The 15053-nt window shown below is 73.4% G+C and carries 17 protein-coding genes and 3 tRNA genes; 9 read left to right on the top strand and 11 right to left on the bottom strand.

What is annotated here, in order from left to right; all coding sequences use genetic code 11:
- Nucleotides 1-5 precede the first annotated feature (5 nt).
- The 3 genes from DNL40_RS02010 to DNL40_RS02000 all read left to right on the top strand — a co-directional run bounded on the left by DNL40_RS02010 (nt 6) and on the right by DNL40_RS02000 (nt 2541).
- Nucleotides 6-665 (top strand): ABC transporter permease, encoded by a 660-nt coding sequence (locus tag DNL40_RS02010; RefSeq protein ID WP_111249535.1) that lies wholly within the window; start codon nt 6-8, stop codon nt 663-665.
- Nucleotides 662-1348, top strand: coding sequence for an ABC transporter permease subunit (locus tag DNL40_RS02005; RefSeq protein WP_111249894.1), 687 nt, complete (start codon nt 662-664; stop codon nt 1346-1348). Before DNL40_RS02010 ends, DNL40_RS02005 begins: the two co-directional genes overlap by 4 nt.
- Nucleotides 1349-1509: 161 nt before the next feature.
- Nucleotides 1510-2541 carry a glycine betaine ABC transporter substrate-binding protein gene (locus DNL40_RS02000; protein WP_111249534.1) on the top strand — a complete coding sequence of 344 codons (1032 nt, stop codon included), beginning with the start codon at nt 1510-1512 and terminating at the stop codon, nt 2539-2541.
- A gap of 21 nt (nt 2542-2562) precedes the next feature.
- Here the strand turns inward: DNL40_RS02000 and DNL40_RS01995 are convergent, their stop codons facing one another.
- From DNL40_RS01995 to trmB, 4 genes are all read right to left on the bottom strand, one after another.
- Complete coding sequence (locus tag DNL40_RS01995) at nt 2563-4176, bottom strand: dihydrolipoyl dehydrogenase family protein (protein ID WP_111249533.1); 1614 nt, start codon at nt 4174-4176, stop codon at nt 2563-2565.
- Nucleotides 4177-4350: 174 nt separating this feature from the next.
- Nucleotides 4351-5982, bottom strand: a complete 1632-nt coding sequence (locus DNL40_RS01990) for a solute symporter family protein (protein WP_245885579.1) — start codon at nt 5980-5982, stop codon at nt 4351-4353.
- A complete protein-coding gene (locus DNL40_RS01985; protein ID WP_111249532.1) occupies nt 5979-6317 on the bottom strand; it encodes a DUF485 domain-containing protein in 339 nt (112 codons plus the stop codon). Before DNL40_RS01985 ends, DNL40_RS01990 begins: the two co-directional genes overlap by 4 nt.
- Before the next feature lie 224 nt (nt 6318-6541).
- Nucleotides 6542-7288 carry a tRNA (guanosine(46)-N7)-methyltransferase TrmB gene (gene trmB / locus DNL40_RS01980; protein ID WP_111249892.1) on the bottom strand — a complete coding sequence of 249 codons (747 nt, stop codon included), beginning with the start codon at nt 7286-7288 and terminating at the stop codon, nt 6542-6544.
- Nucleotides 7289-7417: 129 nt separating this feature from the next.
- Between trmB and DNL40_RS01975 the strand changes: the two genes are divergently transcribed.
- Nucleotides 7418-7975, top strand: coding sequence for a CueP family metal-binding protein (locus DNL40_RS01975; RefSeq protein ID WP_111249531.1), 558 nt, complete (start codon nt 7418-7420; stop codon nt 7973-7975).
- Nucleotides 7976-8063: 88 nt separating this feature from the next.
- Here DNL40_RS01975 and DNL40_RS01970 read toward each other — a convergent pair.
- The 3 genes from DNL40_RS01970 to DNL40_RS01960 all read right to left on the bottom strand — a co-directional run bounded on the left by DNL40_RS01970 (nt 8064) and on the right by DNL40_RS01960 (nt 8683).
- Nucleotides 8064-8136, bottom strand: a tRNA-Lys gene (locus DNL40_RS01970).
- Between the two features lie 78 nt (nt 8137-8214).
- A tRNA-Lys gene (locus tag DNL40_RS01965) sits at nt 8215-8290 on the bottom strand.
- A gap of 96 nt (nt 8291-8386) precedes the next feature.
- Nucleotides 8387-8683 carry a GroES family chaperonin gene (locus DNL40_RS01960; protein ID WP_111249891.1) on the bottom strand — a complete coding sequence of 99 codons (297 nt, stop codon included), beginning with the start codon at nt 8681-8683 and terminating at the stop codon, nt 8387-8389.
- Between the two features lie 140 nt (nt 8684-8823).
- On the opposite strand from DNL40_RS01960, the gene DNL40_RS01955 reads away from it, so the two are divergent.
- Together DNL40_RS01955 and DNL40_RS01950 are read left to right on the top strand one after the other, a co-directional pair.
- Nucleotides 8824-9309, top strand: coding sequence for a peroxiredoxin (locus DNL40_RS01955; RefSeq protein ID WP_111249530.1), 486 nt, complete (start codon nt 8824-8826; stop codon nt 9307-9309).
- A 90-nt stretch (nt 9310-9399) separates the two neighbouring features.
- Nucleotides 9400-9483: transfer RNA gene (locus tag DNL40_RS01950), tRNA-Leu, on the top strand.
- 45 nt (nt 9484-9528) lie between these two features.
- Here the strand turns inward: DNL40_RS01950 and DNL40_RS01945 are convergent.
- Nucleotides 9529-10206 carry an HNH endonuclease gene (locus tag DNL40_RS01945; RefSeq protein ID WP_111249529.1) on the bottom strand — a complete coding sequence of 226 codons (678 nt, stop codon included), beginning with the start codon at nt 10204-10206 and terminating at the stop codon, nt 9529-9531.
- Nucleotides 10207-10313: 107 nt separating this feature from the next.
- On the bottom strand, nt 10314-10709 hold the full coding sequence (trxA, locus tag DNL40_RS01940; protein ID WP_111249528.1) for a thioredoxin: 396 nt from the start codon (nt 10707-10709) through the stop codon (nt 10314-10316).
- 103 nt (nt 10710-10812) lie between these two features.
- Between trxA and DNL40_RS01935 the strand changes: the two genes are divergently transcribed.
- Nucleotides 10813-11385 carry an NUDIX hydrolase family protein gene (locus DNL40_RS01935; protein ID WP_111249527.1) on the top strand — a complete coding sequence of 191 codons (573 nt, stop codon included), beginning with the start codon at nt 10813-10815 and terminating at the stop codon, nt 11383-11385.
- Between the two features lie 48 nt (nt 11386-11433).
- Here the strand turns inward: DNL40_RS01935 and DNL40_RS01930 are convergent, their stop codons facing one another.
- Nucleotides 11434-13095, bottom strand: coding sequence for an ABC-F family ATP-binding cassette domain-containing protein (locus tag DNL40_RS01930; RefSeq protein WP_111249526.1), 1662 nt, complete (start codon nt 13093-13095; stop codon nt 11434-11436).
- Between the two features lie 77 nt (nt 13096-13172).
- Here DNL40_RS01930 and rph point away from each other — a divergent pair, with 77 nt between their 5' ends.
- Together rph and rdgB are read left to right on the top strand one after the other, a co-directional pair.
- Complete coding sequence (gene rph, locus DNL40_RS01925; protein ID WP_111249525.1) at nt 13173-13937, top strand: ribonuclease PH; 765 nt, start codon at nt 13173-13175, stop codon at nt 13935-13937.
- Nucleotides 13934-14614: an RdgB/HAM1 family non-canonical purine NTP pyrophosphatase gene (gene rdgB, locus DNL40_RS01920; protein ID WP_111249524.1), complete on the top strand. Its 681-nt coding sequence runs from the start codon at nt 13934-13936 to the stop codon at nt 14612-14614. The genes rph and rdgB overlap by 4 nt, the downstream gene beginning before the upstream one ends.
- Nucleotides 14615-14665: 51 nt before the next feature.
- Here rdgB and DNL40_RS01915 read toward each other — a convergent pair whose 3' ends face one another.
- Entirely contained in the window at nt 14666-15046 is a 381-nt protein-coding gene (locus tag DNL40_RS01915) for a DUF3054 domain-containing protein (RefSeq protein WP_111249523.1), read from the bottom strand.
- Nucleotides 15047-15053: the final 7 nt, after the last annotated feature.

Genomic DNA, 15053 nt, shown 5'->3' with positions numbered 1-15053 from the left:
AGCGCATGCCCGGCAACCCGTGGTTCTCCTGGGAGTGGGTGGTGACCCACCGCGAGGTGCTCGGCACCCGCGCCTGGCAGCACCTGCTCCTGACCGTCGAGGCGGTCGCCCTCGCCGCGCTGGTCGCCGTGCCGCTCGCCCTGCTCGTGGTCCGCCGACGCCGCGTGGCCGGCGCGCTGGTCGCGCTGGCCTCCGTGCTGTACACCGTGCCGTCGCTGGCCCTGTTCGCCATCCTCGCCCCCGTGCTGGGCATCGGCCGCACCCCGGTGCTGGTGGGCCTGGTGGTCTACGCGGTGCTGGTGATCCTGCGCCAGACGCTGGCCGGGCTGCAGTCGGTGGACCCGGCCGCCCTCGAGGCGGCGCGCGGCCTCGGCTACGGCCCGTGGCAGCTCACGTGGCTGGTGCGCCTGCCCGCGGCGCTCCCCGCCGTCGTCGCCGGGCTGCGCCTGGCCACCGTGTCCACGGTCGCCCTCGTCACCGTGGGCGTCGTGGTCGGCTACGGCGGCCTCGGGCAGCTGATGTTCGAGGGGTTCCGCAACAACTTCTTCCGGGCCGAGATCACCGCCGCCACCCTGGCCACCCTGCTGCTGGCCCTCGTGCTCGACGTCGCCCTCTGGGCGGCGGGGCGCGCTGCCACGCCGTGGCTGCGCCGGAGGCCGGCATGAACGGCGTGCTGGGTGAGGCCCTTCGCTACCTCAACGACCCGCTGGTGTGGACGCGGCCGGGCGGCGTGCTGGACCTGACGGTCGAGCACCTGGGCATGACCGCGCTCGCCGCCGGGCTGGCTGCTGCGCTCGCCCTCCCGCTGGGCGCCCTGCTCGGCCACAGCGGGCGCGGCTCCGGCGTCGTCGTCGCGCTCTCCAACACCTCGCGCGCGCTGCCCACGCTGGCGATCATCCTGCTGCTGGCCACGGGCGGGCTCTTCGGCAACGGCGCCACGGTGGTGGCCGCCGCCGTCTTCGCGGTGCCCGTGCTTCTGGTGGGCGCCTACGAGGGCGTGCGGGGCGCCGACCCCGCCGCCCGGGACGCCGCCCGGGGTCTGGGCATGCCGGGCTGGCGCGTGCTGTGCCAGGTCGAGCTGCCGCTCGCCGTGCCGCTGCTGGCCGCGGGCGTGCGCACCGCCGTCGTGCAGGTGGTCGCCACCATCCCGCTCGCCGCGCTGGCCGGCGGAGGGGGCCTGGGGCAGGTCGTCGCCCTCGGCATGGGCACCCAGCGCTACGGCCAGGTGCTGGCCGGCGGCCTGCTGGTCGCGGCGCTGTGCCTGGTGGTCGACGGTGCGCTCGCCGTCCTCCAGCGGCTCGCCACCCCAGCCCGGCTGCGGGCGGACCACGCGGTCGCTGCCCGCTAGGCACCGGGTGGGGCCGGCGCCGGGCCGCACCGCTCCCGTCGACGCCGTGACCTGCGCACGCGCCGGGCGCGGATGTTGCCCTTGTCGGTGGCTCGCGGTCGAATGAGCAGGACGTCGGGTCCTCCGGCGCCTGCACCCCTGCCCCGGACCAGGAGCCGACGATGAACGCCCACCCTGCCCGCCGTCCGCTCGCCCTCGCCGCCTCCGCGGCCGCCCTCCTGCTGGCCGGTGCCTGCGGGGCTCCCGGCTCCTCCCAGGGCGCCTCCCCCAGCCCGGGCGGCACCGGCGCCCAGGCTCCGGTGACGGCGACGTGCGAGCCCGTGCCCGGCGACCAGCTCGTCGTGCTCGAGGACGACCAGCACCTCCAGACGGTCGACAACGTGATCCCGGCGGTCAACGCCGAGGCCGCGGCCGCCGACCCCGGGCTCGTGCCGCTGCTCGACCAGGTCTCGGCCGCTCTCGACACGGACGCGCTGATCTCGCTCAACAAGGCGGTCGACGTCGACCGGCGCAGCTCCCAGGAGGTCGCCGCGGAGTGGGTGGCCTCGGCCGGCATCACGCCGGGCGTCACCGGCCCCGCCCAGGGCGCCGCGGTCCAGGTCGGCGCCGCCGACTTCGCCGAGAGCGCCACGCTCGGCAACATCTACGCCGCCGTGCTGCGCGAGGCGGGCTACCAGGCCGACGTCGTGACCATCGGCAACCGGGAGACGTACCTGCCGGCGCTCGAGGCGGGCGACCAGGTGCAGGTCGTGCCCGAGTACGTCGGCACCCTGGCCGAGTTCATCAACAGGGACGTCAACGGCGCCGACGCCGAGCCCGTGGCCAGCGGCGACCTGGACGCCACCGTGGACGCCCTGACCTCCCTCGGCCAGCAGGTGGGGCTCACCTTCGGCGCGCCGTCGGCCGCGCAGGACCAGAACGCGTTCGCCGTCACCCAGGCGTTCGCCCAGGAGCACGACCTGACGACGCTCTCCGACCTCGCCGATGCCTGCGAGGGGCTGGTGCTGGGCGCCGGTCCGGAGTGCACCGAGCGGCCGTTCTGCCAGCCGGGGCTCGAGGAGACCTACGGGCTCACCTTCAGCGACTTCCGCTCGCTCGACGCGGGCGGTCCGCTCACCAAGGCGGCGCTGCGCAGCGGCGAGATCACGCTGGGGCTCGTGTTCAGCTCCGACGGCTCGCTCGCCACCGACTGACGCACTGCCGGTCGGCGCCGGCTACAGCCCGTACGACTCCAGGAACCGCAACCACACCTCGCTGACCGTCGGGTAGGCCGGCACCGCGTGCCACAGCCGCTCCAGCGGCACCTGCCCGACGACGGCGACCGTGGCCGCGTGCAGCATCTCGCCCGCGTCCGGCCCGACGAAGGTGGCACCCACCACGATGCGGCGCTCGACGTCCACGAGCACCTGCGCTCGCCCGGCGTACCCGGGCGAGGTGACGGTGGCGCCCGCGACGTCCCCCAGCTCGTAGGAGACCGCGCGGACGTGCAGGCCCTGCTCGCGAGCCGTCCGCTCCGTGGGGCCCACCCAGGCGACCTGCGGACGGGTGAACACCACCTGGGTCGCCGCCACGGCGTCGGCGGTGGCCGCGTACCGGGACCAGGGGCGCGCCTCGTGCCCCGCCGCCGGCGGGGTCTCGCCCGCCGTCGGGACGCCGTCACGGCCGTCCCCGAACCTGGCAGCGATCACGTCCCCGGCGACCCGCCCCTGGTACTTGCCCTGGTGCGTGGTCTGGGTGCGGCCCGTGACGTCACCGCACGCGAACAGCCACGGCCCCTCAGACCCGGCCGCGACGTCGAGCACGGCCATCGTGTCGTCCACGGCGAGCGGCTGGCCGGGCTCCAGCCCGACGGCGTCCACGCCCAGGTCGGACGTTCGGGCCACCCGGCCCGTGGCCACCAGGATCTCCTCCGCCTCGACCTGCTCCTCGCGGGGCTCGCCCTCCCGGGCGGCGAACGTCACCGTGACGGGTTCTCCGGGCGCCGCCCGGTCCACGCGGCGCACCTCCACGCCCAGCCGCACGTCCACCCCCGCGTCCCGCAGCGCCTGGCCGACGAGCTCCCCCGCGAAGGGCTCGGCGGCCGAGAGCAGCCCGCTGCGCGCCAGGAGCGTCACGTGCGATCCCAGGTCGGCGTAGGCGGTGGCCATCTCGGTGGCCACGACGCCGCCACCCACGATCACCAGCGAAGCGGGCGCGCGGTCCGCCCCGGTGGCCTCCCGGCTGCTCCACGGGGCCGCCTCCGCCAGCCCCGGCACGTCCGGCAGGACAGGCACGCTGCCCGTGGCGACCACGACCGCCCGGCGGGCGCGCAGCAGCCGCGTCCGGGCACGGTCGGCGGACCTGGTGGCGGCGTCGTCCACCACGCCGTCAGGCGAGGGAGCGCCCACCTCGGGAGCCTCGACCCGCACCAGCCGCTCTCCGGCGAGCCGGGCGTGGCCGCGCACCAGCGTGATCCCGGCGGACTCCAGCCAGCCCACCTGGCCGGTGTCGTCCCAGTCGCTCGTGACCTGGTCACGCCAGGCGAGCACCGCGTCCGCGTCCACGTGCACGCCCTGGAGCGTCCCCTGGAGGCCGGGGACCTGCGCGGCGGCGGCCAGGGCCGCGCCGGGCCGCAGGAGCGCCTTGGAGGGCATGCAGGCCCAGTAGGAGCACTCGCCCCCCACCAGCTCGCCCTCCACCAGCGCGACCGACAGGCCGGTGCGCCCGGCGCGGTCGGCGGCGTTCTCCCCCACCGGTCCGCCGCCGACGACCACGACGTCGTACGTCTCCTCGAACTGCTCGCTGCCCTGCTCGCCGCTCTGGCTGCCGACCTGCTCGCGCTGCGTCATGCAGGCATCGTCCCCCCGGAGGGGGCCACCCCGCACGGCGCGGGGCGCGCCGGACCCGCCGCTCCTGCCGCCCCGGGACACGGGCACCAGCTCCGCACACCTGGCCGGGCGCGGAGAGGGGGGGCGACCGTGCCGGGCCGCCCGCCCTCCCCTTCCCCCTGACGGGGCGTGTCGTCAGTGGTTCACGACGGCACGCTCCGAGCCGGCGCCGGTCAGCGACCGCACCTCCATCTCCGCGAACTTCTCCGGGTGCGGCTTCTCCTTCGACAGGAAGGTGCCCACGATGCCCGCGAGGAACCCGATCGGGATCGAGACCAGCCCCGGGTTGGTGAGCGGGAAGATCGCGAAGTCCACGTTCGGGAACATCGCCGTCTCCGATCCGGAGACCGTGGGCGACAGCGTGATCAGCAGGATGCAGGACGCCAGGCCGCCGTAGATGCTCCACAGCGCGCCCGCGGTGTTGAACCGCTTCCAGAAGAGCGAGTACACGATGGTGGGCAGGTTCGCGGACGCCGCGACGGCGAACGCGAGCGCCACCAGGAAGGCCACGTTCTGGTTCTTGGCGAAGATGCCGCCCACGATCGCGATGGCGCCGATGACCACCACGGTCCAGCGGGCGATCTTGACCTCGGAGTCGGCCTTCATCTTGCCCTTGTGGATCACGTTGGCGTAGATGTCGTGCGAGAAGCTGGCCGCCGCCGTGATGGCCAGCCCGGCCACGACCGCGAGGATCGTGGCGAACGCGACGGCCGCGATGACGCCCAGGAGCACCTCGCCGCCCAGGGCGTACGCCAGGAGCGGTGCCGCCGAGTTGACGCCGCCGGGGGCGGCGTTGATGGTCTCGGGGCCGACGAGGGCGCCGGCGCCGTAGCCCAGCACCAGCGTGAACAGGTAGAAGACGCCGATGAGCCAGATGGCCCAGACGACCGAGCGGCGGGCCTCCTTGCCGGTCGGCACCGTGTAGAAGCGCATGAGCACGTGCGGCAGGCCTGCGGTGCCGAGGACGAGCGCGAGCCCGAGGGACAGGAAGCTCAGCTTGGAGACCGCCGTCGCGCCGTACTGCGCGCCCGGCTCGAGAAGAGCCTCACCGCCCGGGCCTGCTGCGTCGACCGCGCCCTGCAGCACGCCGGAGAGCGAGAAGCCGAACTCTGCGAGCACCCACAGCGACATCACGGCGGCGCCCGCGATGAGCAGCACGGCCTTGATGATCTGCACCCAGGTGGTGCCCTTCATGCCGCCCACCAGCACGTAGAGGATCATCAGGGCGCCGACGACCGCGATGACGAGGTTCTGGCCGGCAGCGCTGTCGATGCCGAGCAGGAGGGCCACGAGGCCGCCGGCACCGGCCATCTGGGCCAGCAGGTAGAAGAAGACGACGAGCAGCGTGGCCAGCGCGGCCGCCATGCGCACCGGGCGCTGGCGCAGGCGGAAGGAGAGCACGTCCGCCATCGTGAACTTGCCGGTGTTGCGCAGGAGCTCGGCGACCAGCAGCAGGGCCACGAGCCACGCGACCAGGAACCCGATGGAGTACAGGAAGCCGTCGTACCCGTTCAGCGCGATGGCGCCGCAGATGCCGAGGAACGAGGCCGCCGACAGGTAGTCGCCCGCGATGGCGGTGCCGTTCTGCCCGCCGGTGAAGTTGCGGCCGCCGGCGTAGAAGTCGGCGGCGGACTTGTTCTGGCGCGAGACGCGGATGACGATCGTGAGCGTCACGGCGACGAACGCGCCGAAGATGGCGATGTTGACGACTGGGTTGCCGACGTCGGTGCCGGTGGCGGCCAGGACGGCGGTGGTCGCGGTGCTCACAGGACGTCCCCCTCGATCTCGCGGCGCAGCGCGTCCGCCTGGGTGTCGAACTTCTGGTTGGCCCAGCGGGCGTAGAGCATCGTGATGACGAACGTCGAGACGAACTGCCCGAGCCCGAGCACGAGACCCACCGTGATGGCGCTGTCCCCGAGACGGATGCTCATGAACCCGTGGGCGTAGTTGGCGAGCAGGACGTAGACGAAGTACCAGACGAGGAACAGGCCCGTCATCGGGAAGACGAAGTTCCGGAACCGGCGGCGCAGGTCCTGGAACTCCGGCGATCTCTGGACCCGTTGGTAGTCGGTCTCGCCGGCGAGGTCGGAAGTGTCGGCCATGATGCCTCCGTTGGCATTGCAGTCGGCAGTTCGCCGTGCGCGTCGCTGCGCACGGGGTGGGCACGTCCAGGACGCGTCCAGGGGCCTCAGAGTGCCCGACTATCAGCAGTGAGGCAAGCCACATCGTGACATCTGTCACGACCGATGTTCGGGGATGCGAGCGCTCACGGCACCCCGACACGCGGCGAGCGACCGCATCGGCCCTCCCAGCGAGAGCGCCCTGGTCAGACGCGTACGTACTCCAGGTCCGTGACGCTGCGCCCAGCCGCCAGCCCCTTGCGCTCGAAGCTCGTCAGCACGCGGCCGGCGAAGCGAGGGGCCCGCGCACCTGCCCCGTGCGCGTTGCGGAAGGCCGGGCTCGCCTCCGCCACCTCGAGCATCTGCTCGCCGTACTCCGCCCAGTCGGTGGCCAGGCGCCACGTGCCGCCCGGCCGCAGCACCCGCGCCGCCAGCTCTGCGAACCGAGGGGTGACCAGCCGCCGCTTGTGGTGACGCGCCTTGTGCCACGGGTCCGGGAAGAACACCCACAGCTCGTCGATGCTCGACTCCGGCAGCGAGGTGGCCAGCAGCTCGGCCGCGTTCGCCTGCACCAGGCGCAGGTTCGCCAGCCCCTGACGGTCACGGCGCTGCCCCGCGCGCACGATCGTCTGCGCCAGCCCGGGCACATACACCTCCACGGCCAGGTGGTCCCGCTCGGGGTGCGCGTCCGCCGCCTCGACGACGTTCTCGCCCTGTCCCGAGCCGATCTCCACCACCAGCGGCGCACGCCGCCCGAACACCGCCTCGGCGTCGAACCGCCACGCCGGGTCCACCGAGGTGCGGGCCACCGCGCGTGGCACCTCGACCAGGTAGGCGTCCCGCCGCTCGTCCCACGCACGCTGCTGGCTCGCGGTGAGCCTCCCGCTACGGCGCACGAAGCTCACCGGCTGGGTGCGGAACATCGGCTCGGGCTGCGCGGCCGCAGGCGGCATGTCGGGGGTCAGGTCGTGCACCGGACCAGGGTACGGCCGCACAGCCCACGCCCCCGCCTGACCTCCGGCACGGCCCCTACGGGCCCATCGGCCCCCGACCGGGCGCCACCGCACCGCCAGGATGGAGGGATGAGGAACCGCAGCCCCTTTGCCGCCGCCGTGCTCGCCGCCACCCTCGCCGCCGCCTCGCTGGCCGCCTGCACGACGCAACCACCGGCAGAGCAGGCGACGGCGCCTGGAGGCGACGTCAAGCAGCTGATCGCCCAGCTCGAGGACTCGAGCGACGCCCGGCCGCTCGCCGGCTACCAGGGTGTGTCGGTGGGCGAAGAGGAGCTGACCGTGGTGGACGCGGGCGGCGCCGAGAGCCGCCTCGCACTGCCCGCTGACGAGCGCTACGTCTCCGTGGCCCCGTACGTGGACCGCACGCACGAGTGCTACTTCCACAACCTCGCGACGTGCCGCGGAGAGCTCACGGACACGGAGATCACCGTGACCTTCACCGACGACGACGGGCAGGTGCTGCTCCAGGAGACCGCACGGACCGCGGCGAACGGGTTCGCAGGCTTCTGGCTGCCCCAGGACGTGAGCGGCACCATCACCGTGGAGCACGACGGGCGCACCGGCCAGGTCCCGTTCGAGACGGCACCTGGCTCGCCCACCTGCATCACCACGCTGCGCCTCGCGTAGCCGCTGCGCGCTCCTGTCACGCCCCGGAGACGACGAGAGCCCGGCCGATCCCGGCCGGGCTCTCGTGCGTCGAAGCTCTCGTGCGTTGTGCGCCATCAGGGACTCGAACCCCGAACCCGCTGATTAAGAGTCAGCTGCTCTGCCAATTGAGCTAATGGCGCGCGAGGAGGAACGCTACCAGCACGAGGCTGGAACGTTGCTCTCACGACGACGCCCCCACCTGACGGTGAGGGCTTCGCTGGTGCGCCATCAGGGACTCGAACCCCGAACCCGCTGATTAAGAGTCAGCTGCTCTGCCAATTGAGCTAATGGCGCGCAACGGAGAGAAACACTAGCAGCCGGCCGGGGCCGGGCGGTAACCGAGGACCGGCTGCGGGCCTGTGACCTGCACGACAGGCCCTGTCGGAGCGCTCAGAGGTACAGGCCCGTGGTGCCCGACTCGGTCTCGGCCTGGCTCACGCCGTGCACGTCCCGCTCGCGCAGCAGCACGTAGTCCGTGCCCCCGATCTCCACCTCGGCCCGCTCCTCCGGGTCGAACAGCACCCGGTCACCCACGGCCACCTGCCGCACGTGCTCCCCCTTGGCGACCACCACCGCCCAGGCCAGGCGCTTGGGCCCCTGCGCGGTGGCGGGGATGACCAGGCCGGCCGACGTCTGCCGCTCCGAGGCGTCGACCTCCGGCTGCACCAGCAGCCGGTCGAACAGCATGCGGACGGGGACGTCCGGCGTCGTGCCGGAGGAGGTGGTGCTGTGCGGTGCGGTGGTGCTCACGCGACCAACGCTAGTCGACGCGGGCGCGGCAACTAGGCTCTCCCCCAGCCCTGCCCACCCGCCCCGAGGAGCAACCCGTGCCCCGTCTCGCCGTCGGCGACACCGCCCCCGACTTCACGCTGCCCACCGCTGAAGGCAGCGACTTCTCGCTCTCCGCCGCGCTGGCCGAGCCGGGGCTCCAGGGCGTCGTCGTGTACTTCTACCCGGCCGCGATGACGCCGGGCTGCACCACACAGGCGTGCGACTTCCGCGACTCCCTGGCGTCGCTGCAGGGCGCCGGCTACACCGTCGTCGGCATCTCTCCCGACACCACGGACAAGCTGGCGAAGTTCGCCGCGCGCGACCAGCTCACGTTCCCGCTGGCGTCCGACGCCGACCACGGCGTGCTGGAGGGGTACGGCGCCTGGGGCGTGCGCAAGCTCTACGGCAAGGAGGTCACGGGCGTCATCCGCTCGACCGTCGTCGTGGGCCCGGACGGGAAGGTCACCGTCGCGCAGTACAACGTCAAGGCGACGGGCCACGTGGCCCGTCTGCGCAAGACGCTCGGGCTCGACGCCGGCTGAACCCTGGCCCAGCATGCCCCTGGGCTCTTCGGCGCCCGTCGGAGACACCTGAGCCCCGCCTCGACGCTGAGCACGCTCTAGGCTGTGGTCGCGCGCGTGTCGGAATGGGAGACGAGCCAGGTTTAGGCCCTGGTGCCGAGAGGCGTGCGGGTTCGAGTCCCGTCGCGCGCACCAGAGCACGAGGGCGGCGACCTCAGCGGCCGACGCCCTCGTGCCGCCTCAGACCACCTGGTCGATCGCCCGAGGCAGGACGGTGGGCCGGCTGTATCTCCCCGTGCCCAAACCGGCGAAGGTCGGCGTCTGGGCGTGGCAGTTCGGGCAGAGGAACCGCAGGTTCTCCTGGCGGTTGTCGCGGAAGTCACCGCTGATGTGATCGACGTGAAGGGTCAGAGGCAAGCCTTGCCACCGGCCATCACAACCGCACACCTCGCACGCATACTCGCGACCGATCTCGAGCAGGGCCCGACGCAGACGTTTGGGATCCCGGCGCTTCGTCGCGGTCGGATCGAGCACCAACACCTGGCACGCCTCCAGGCGGTTCACGCGCTTGCGGCCACCTTGGTCCCGCCGGAAGTGACTGGTGTCGATTCCCAGCGCCTTGAGCCGTCGGCTGATGTGCGCGTGCGTGCCGCCCGCCTGGATCAGTCCCAGAAATCGCAGGACCCCCGCAACCGAGTCCGAGCTGGCCGCCGCCTCGGCAAGCAGCTCTGGCGAGTACTTCTGGCCGCGTGGGAAGTGGCTGGTGTCGATTCCCAGCGCCTTCAGACGCTTGCTGACATGACTCATGGACCCGCCACGCAGGGGTGCACCCAGGTGACGCATCACTTCCGTCATCGACGTCGAGCTCGCGGCCGCTTCCGCCAACCGCTCGTACGTGTACTTCTGCCGTGCAGCCATGGATAGAACGCTAGTTCGAACCTCCGACATCACCGCAGGTCAGGAACGACGACGGCGCTGCCACCCTCGGAGGGTGGCAGCGCCGTCTTCGGGCGAAGGAGGCCCGCTCAGGCCTGCGGCTGGCCGCCCGCCTCGGCGTGCCCGTTCTCGTGCTCGGCGAGGGTCTTGCGCACCTCATCCATGTCGAGGCCCTTGACGGCCTCGACGACCTGCTGGAGGGCGGGCGCGGGCAGCGCGCCGGCCTGGTTGAACACCATGATGCCCTCGCGGAACGCCATCAGCGTGGGGATGGCGGTGATGCCCGCGGCGGCGGCGATGCGCTGCTGCGCCTCGGTGTCCAGCTTGCCGTGGACGACGTCGGGGTGCTCCTGCGAGGACTGCTCGAAGATCGGGGCGAACTGGCGGCACGGGCCGCACCAGGAGGCCCAGAAGTCGACCAGCACGATGTCGTTGTCGGTGACGGTCTTCTCGAACGTCTCGTCGGTGAGCTCGACGGTAGCCATGGTTCTTCCTCTCGTCGGTACGTCATGGGCAGCGCACGTGGGCCTTCCCATATTCCCCGTGGTGCTCCCGGCCTGGCCGGGGGTGGCGTGGTAGGAACGACGGGTGACCGCGTCAGCCGAGATGCCCCCACCGCCCGACGACTGGCGGCCCGACAACCCGCGCCCGGCCGGGTGGCTGACCCCGGAGGACCTGGCCGTGGTCCGCGCCCAGCTGCCGCTGGTGTACGTGGACGCCGTGCCGGTGCGCGTGGACGAGTCCGGGGACGTGGTCTCGGTGGGTCTGCTGCTGCGGATGGGCCCGCGGGGCCTGACCCGCTCGCTGGTCTCGGGCCGGGTGCTGTACCACGAGCGCATCCGGGACGCCCTGCTGCGCCACATCGAGAAGGACCTGGGCCCGGTGGCGCTGCCGCAGGTGCCGACGTCGCCGCAGCCGTTCACGGTGGCGGAGTACTTCCCCACCCCGGGGATCACGGCCTATCACGACCCGCGTCAGCACGCGGTGTCGCTGGCGTACGTCGTGCCGGTGACGGGCGACTGCCGTCCGCAGCAGGACGCCCTGGACCTGGACTGGCTGACGCCGGAGGAGGCGTGCAGCGAGGACGTGCAGTCGGAGTTCGTGGGCGGGCAGGGCGTGCTGGTCAAGCAGGCGATGGGCTGGGTCGGCCGGCTGCCGTGACCCGTGGCAGGGCGAGCACGCACAGGAGCGCGCTCGTTCTGGCACCGCTCAGCCGAGGGTGAGGGTCGGCCAGTCGGCCAGGTCCTCTCGCATCCGGCGGTCGTGCGTGGCGACGACGACGGCGGCCGAGGTGCGCGCCAGGGCGCGCGTGAGCTCGTCGACGAGGTCGATGCTGAGGTGGTTGGTGGGCTCGTCCAGGACGAGCAGGTGCGGCGCGGCGACGAGGGTGCGCGCGAGCTCGAACCGGCGGCGCTGGCCGGCGCTGAGCTCGGCCAGCGGCCGTTCGAGGTCTTCCTCCGCGAGGAGGCCGAGCGCTGCCACGGGGACCACGTGGTCCGGGTCCAGCGCGCCCCGGGAGAGCAGGGCGAGCGCCTCGTTGGCCGCGGCGTCGAACCCGCTCAGGGTGCGCGGGTCGTCGAGCCCGCGCCCCACGATGGGCGCGTTCTCCTGCCCGACGACGCCGACGCGCACGCCGTCGACGGCCGTACGGCTGCCGCGGTCCAGCGGCAGGCGGCCGGCCAGCGCGGCCAGCAGCGTGGACTTGCCTGTGCCGTTGGGGCCGACGACGAGCAGCCGCCCCGCGGGCGGCACGGCCACGCGGGTGCCGGGCAGGTCGAGGCGCACCTGCGGAGCACCGTCAGCGCCGGGCTCGCCGACCACGCGCGGGTTGCGCAGCTCGACCAGCGGCTGCGCCGGGTCCCAGCCCGGCGAGAGCGAGGGCAGGTCCGGGAAGACGAGCTCGAGCGGCGGGACGGGCACCTCGACGGCCTCGGCCTCGAGCTTCTCGACGAGGCGGTCGGCAGCCTTGACGTGGATGCGGGCCCGTGTGCCACGGCGGTGCTTCTGGGATCCCTTGGGCGGGCGCCACTCGTCGCTCAGCCCCTCGTAGGAGGCGTCGAGGCGCTCGGCGAGCTGCTGGGCCCGCTTGCGCTCGGCGCGGTACCGCTGGCGCCAGCGGTGCATCGCCTGGTTCTTGGCGAACCGGTAGGCCAGGTAGCCCGGCTGGCCGTAGAGCACCGGCCGGCCGTCCATCGAGGGGTCGAGGTCCAGGATCGCCGTCGCGACGTCGTCGAGCAGCTGCCTGTCGTGCGTCACGAGGACGACGCCGCCACGCCAGGCGCGGAGCTCCTCGGTGAGGAACCCGATGGCCTCGTCGTCGAGGTGGTTGGTGGGCTCGTCGAGCAGCAGCAGGTCGCTGCGCTCGGCGAGGCGGCACGCCAGGCGCACGCGGTAGCGCTGGCCCACCGAGAGGGTGGCGAGCTCGCGGTCGAGGTCGCGCGGCGCCCCCAGCCGGGTGAGGGCGACGTCGACACGGCGGTCGGCGTCCCAAGCGGCGAGGTGGTCGGCCTTGGCGAGCAGCTCGGTCAGCTCCCCGAGGTCTCCCGCGTCGTGGTCGAAGGCGGCGGCCGCCGCGTCGAGCTCGGCGGCCACCTGACGCACGCCCGCGAGCGCCGAGCGGACGACGTCGCCCACGGTCTCGCCGGGGGCGGGTGTCAGCTCCTGCTCGACGAGCGCGAGCGTGCCCTGGCGGCGCACGTCGCCGCCGCCCGGTTGCAGGCGCCCGGCGAGCAGGTGCAGGAGGGTGGACTTGCCGGAGCCGTTCTCCCCCACCACGCCGAGGCGCACGCCGTCGGAGACGCGCACGTCGACGTGCTCCAGGACCTTCCGGCCGGGGTAGGCGAACGCGAGGTCGGAGGCGATCAGGTGCACCGCTCAACCCTACGTTCCGCGCAGGGCCGGCCAGAGCGGGCCGGTGCGCGGCCGGTGCGCCCGGTTAGGGTGGCGCCATGACCTCCCCCGCTTCTTCCTCCGGCATCGTGCGCGCCGACGGGCGCGCCCCCGACGAGCTGCGTCCCGTGACGATCACCCGGGGGTGGCTGGACGCCGCCGAGGGGTCGGTGCTCGTGGAGTTCGGCGGTACCCGTGTGCTGTGCGCGGCGTCCTTCACCGAGGGTGTGCCGCGGTGGAAGAAGGGCTCGGGCGAGGGCTGGGTCACCGCCGAGTACGCGATGCTGCCGCGGGCCACGTCCACGCGTTCGGACCGCGAGTCGGTCAAGGGGCGCGTGGGCGGGCGCACGCACGAGATCTCGCGCCTGGTCGGCCGGTCGCTGCGCGCGGTCGTCGACGTCGCGGCGCTGGGCGAGAACACGATCGTTCTCGACTGCGACGTGCTGCAGGCCGACGGCGGTACCCGTACCGCGGCGATCACGGGTGCCTACGTGGCGCTGGCGGACGCCGTGGCCTGGGGCCAGCGGCACGGGCACGTCAAGGGTGGCAGGCCGGTGCTCACCGACTCCGTGTCGGCGGTGAGCGTGGGCATCATCGACGGCGTGCCGATGCTGGACCTGCCGTACGTGGAGGACGTGCGGGCGGACACCGACATGAACGTGGTGGTCACCGGCTCGGGCACGTTCGTCGAGGTGCAGGGCACCGCCGAGCACGCGCCGTTCGACCGCGCGGAGCTGGACGTGCTGCTCGACCTCGCCGTGGCGGGCAACGCGCGGCTGGCCGAGATCCAGCGGGCGGCCCTCGCGCAGGAGCTCGGGCGATGACGGACGCCGGCGCGGGGACGATCGAGGTTCCTGCTGGGGCGCGCCTGGTCCTCGCCACCCACAACCGCAAGAAGCTCGTCGAGCTGGTGGCGATCCTGCGCTCCCAGCCGGGGCTGGACGCGCTGCCCGAGGACGCCGTGGTCACGGCGGGCGGGCTCGGCGCGCCCGAGCCGGTCGAGGACGGCGTCACGTTCGAGGAGAACGCGCTGATCAAGGCGCGTGCCCTGGCCCGGGCGACGGGGCTGCCCGCCGTCGCGGACGACTCGGGCCTGGCCGTGGACGTGCTCGGCGGCTCCCCCGGCATCTTCAGCGCACGCTGGTCTGGCCGGCACGGTGACGACCAGGCGAACCTGGACCTGCTGCTGGCCCAGCTCTCGGCCATCCAGGTGCCGGAGCACCGTCGCGCGGGCTTCGTGTGCGCGGCCGCACTGGTCACGCCCGACGGTGTCGAGGAGGTGCGGCGCGGGGAGATGCGCGGCGTGCTGGTCGGTGCTCCGCGCGGGGAGCACGGGTTCGGCTACGACCCGGTCCTCGTGCCCGACGAGCAGGCCCCCGGCCCGGACGGTGCTGCTGGCACGCGGACGGCGGCCGAGCTGAGCCCCGAGGAGAAGAACGCGATCAGCCACCGGGGCAAGGCGTTCCGCGCCCTGGCGCCCCTGGTGGCCGCAGCGCTCTGACCTGACGCCGCGGCGGCCGGGTTCCTCGCGAGGAGCCGGGCCGCCGCGGCGTCAGTGCTGGGCGGCACGCCGGCGGACGAGGGTGTCGACCGTGCGCCAGCCCAGCATCGTCGCACCGAGGAACAGCGCGGTGACAAGCACGAACGACACCGCGACCCCCGCGCCGGGCACGAGCAGCGCTCGGAACCAGATGCCCAGCACCACGGTGGCGAACCACACGGCAACGCCGGTGGGCCACGGCTGGGCGGGGGCGCGCCATGCCCGGGCCGCAGCCCAGCCCACGCCCAGCGCCAGCAGGAACGACACGCCCAGCAGCACCACGTGGGCCACCCCGTGCTCGAGGCTGGCGTGGCTGGCGCTGCCCACCGCGGTGAACACCAGGACGACGAGCACGTCGCAGGCGAGCGCGGCCCACACCGAAACCTTGGTCACGCGTCGA

It is taken from the genome of Xylanimonas oleitrophica, from assembly GCF_003244315.1.
GTDB classification, from domain to species: domain Bacteria; phylum Actinomycetota; class Actinomycetes; order Actinomycetales; family Cellulomonadaceae; genus Xylanimonas_A; species Xylanimonas_A oleitrophica.
The sequence above is the reverse complement of the archived record's forward strand: the minus strand, read 5'-3'. Positions and strand labels throughout refer to the sequence as shown.

Coding starts and splice junctions, on each gene's coding strand:
- DNL40_RS01945 (WP_111249529.1), bottom strand. CDS start 10,206: ATGGCTGCACGGCAGAAGTACACGTACGAGCGGTTGGCGGAAGCGGCC.
- DNL40_RS02010 (WP_111249535.1), top strand. CDS start 6: ATGCCCGGCAACCCGTGGTTCTCCTGGGAGTGGGTGGTGACCCACCGC.
- DNL40_RS01995 (WP_111249533.1), bottom strand. CDS start 4,176: ATGACGCAGCGCGAGCAGGTCGGCAGCCAGAGCGGCGAGCAGGGCAGC.
- DNL40_RS01985 (WP_111249532.1), bottom strand. CDS start 6,317: ATGGCCGACACTTCCGACCTCGCCGGCGAGACCGACTACCAACGGGTC.
- rph (WP_111249525.1), top strand. CDS start 13,173: ATGACCTCCCCCGCTTCTTCCTCCGGCATCGTGCGCGCCGACGGGCGC.
- DNL40_RS01975 (WP_111249531.1), top strand. CDS start 7,418: ATGAGGAACCGCAGCCCCTTTGCCGCCGCCGTGCTCGCCGCCACCCTC.
- DNL40_RS02000 (WP_111249534.1), top strand. CDS start 1,510: ATGAACGCCCACCCTGCCCGCCGTCCGCTCGCCCTCGCCGCCTCCGCG.
- trmB (WP_111249892.1), bottom strand. CDS start 7,288: ATGCCGCCTGCGGCCGCGCAGCCCGAGCCGATGTTCCGCACCCAGCCG.
- DNL40_RS02005 (WP_111249894.1), top strand. CDS start 662: ATGAACGGCGTGCTGGGTGAGGCCCTTCGCTACCTCAACGACCCGCTG.
- trxA (WP_111249528.1), bottom strand. CDS start 10,709: ATGGCTACCGTCGAGCTCACCGACGAGACGTTCGAGAAGACCGTCACC.
- DNL40_RS01960 (WP_111249891.1), bottom strand. CDS start 8,683: ATGCTGTTCGACCGGCTGCTGGTGCAGCCGGAGGTCGACGCCTCGGAG.
- rdgB (WP_111249524.1), top strand. CDS start 13,934: ATGACGGACGCCGGCGCGGGGACGATCGAGGTTCCTGCTGGGGCGCGC.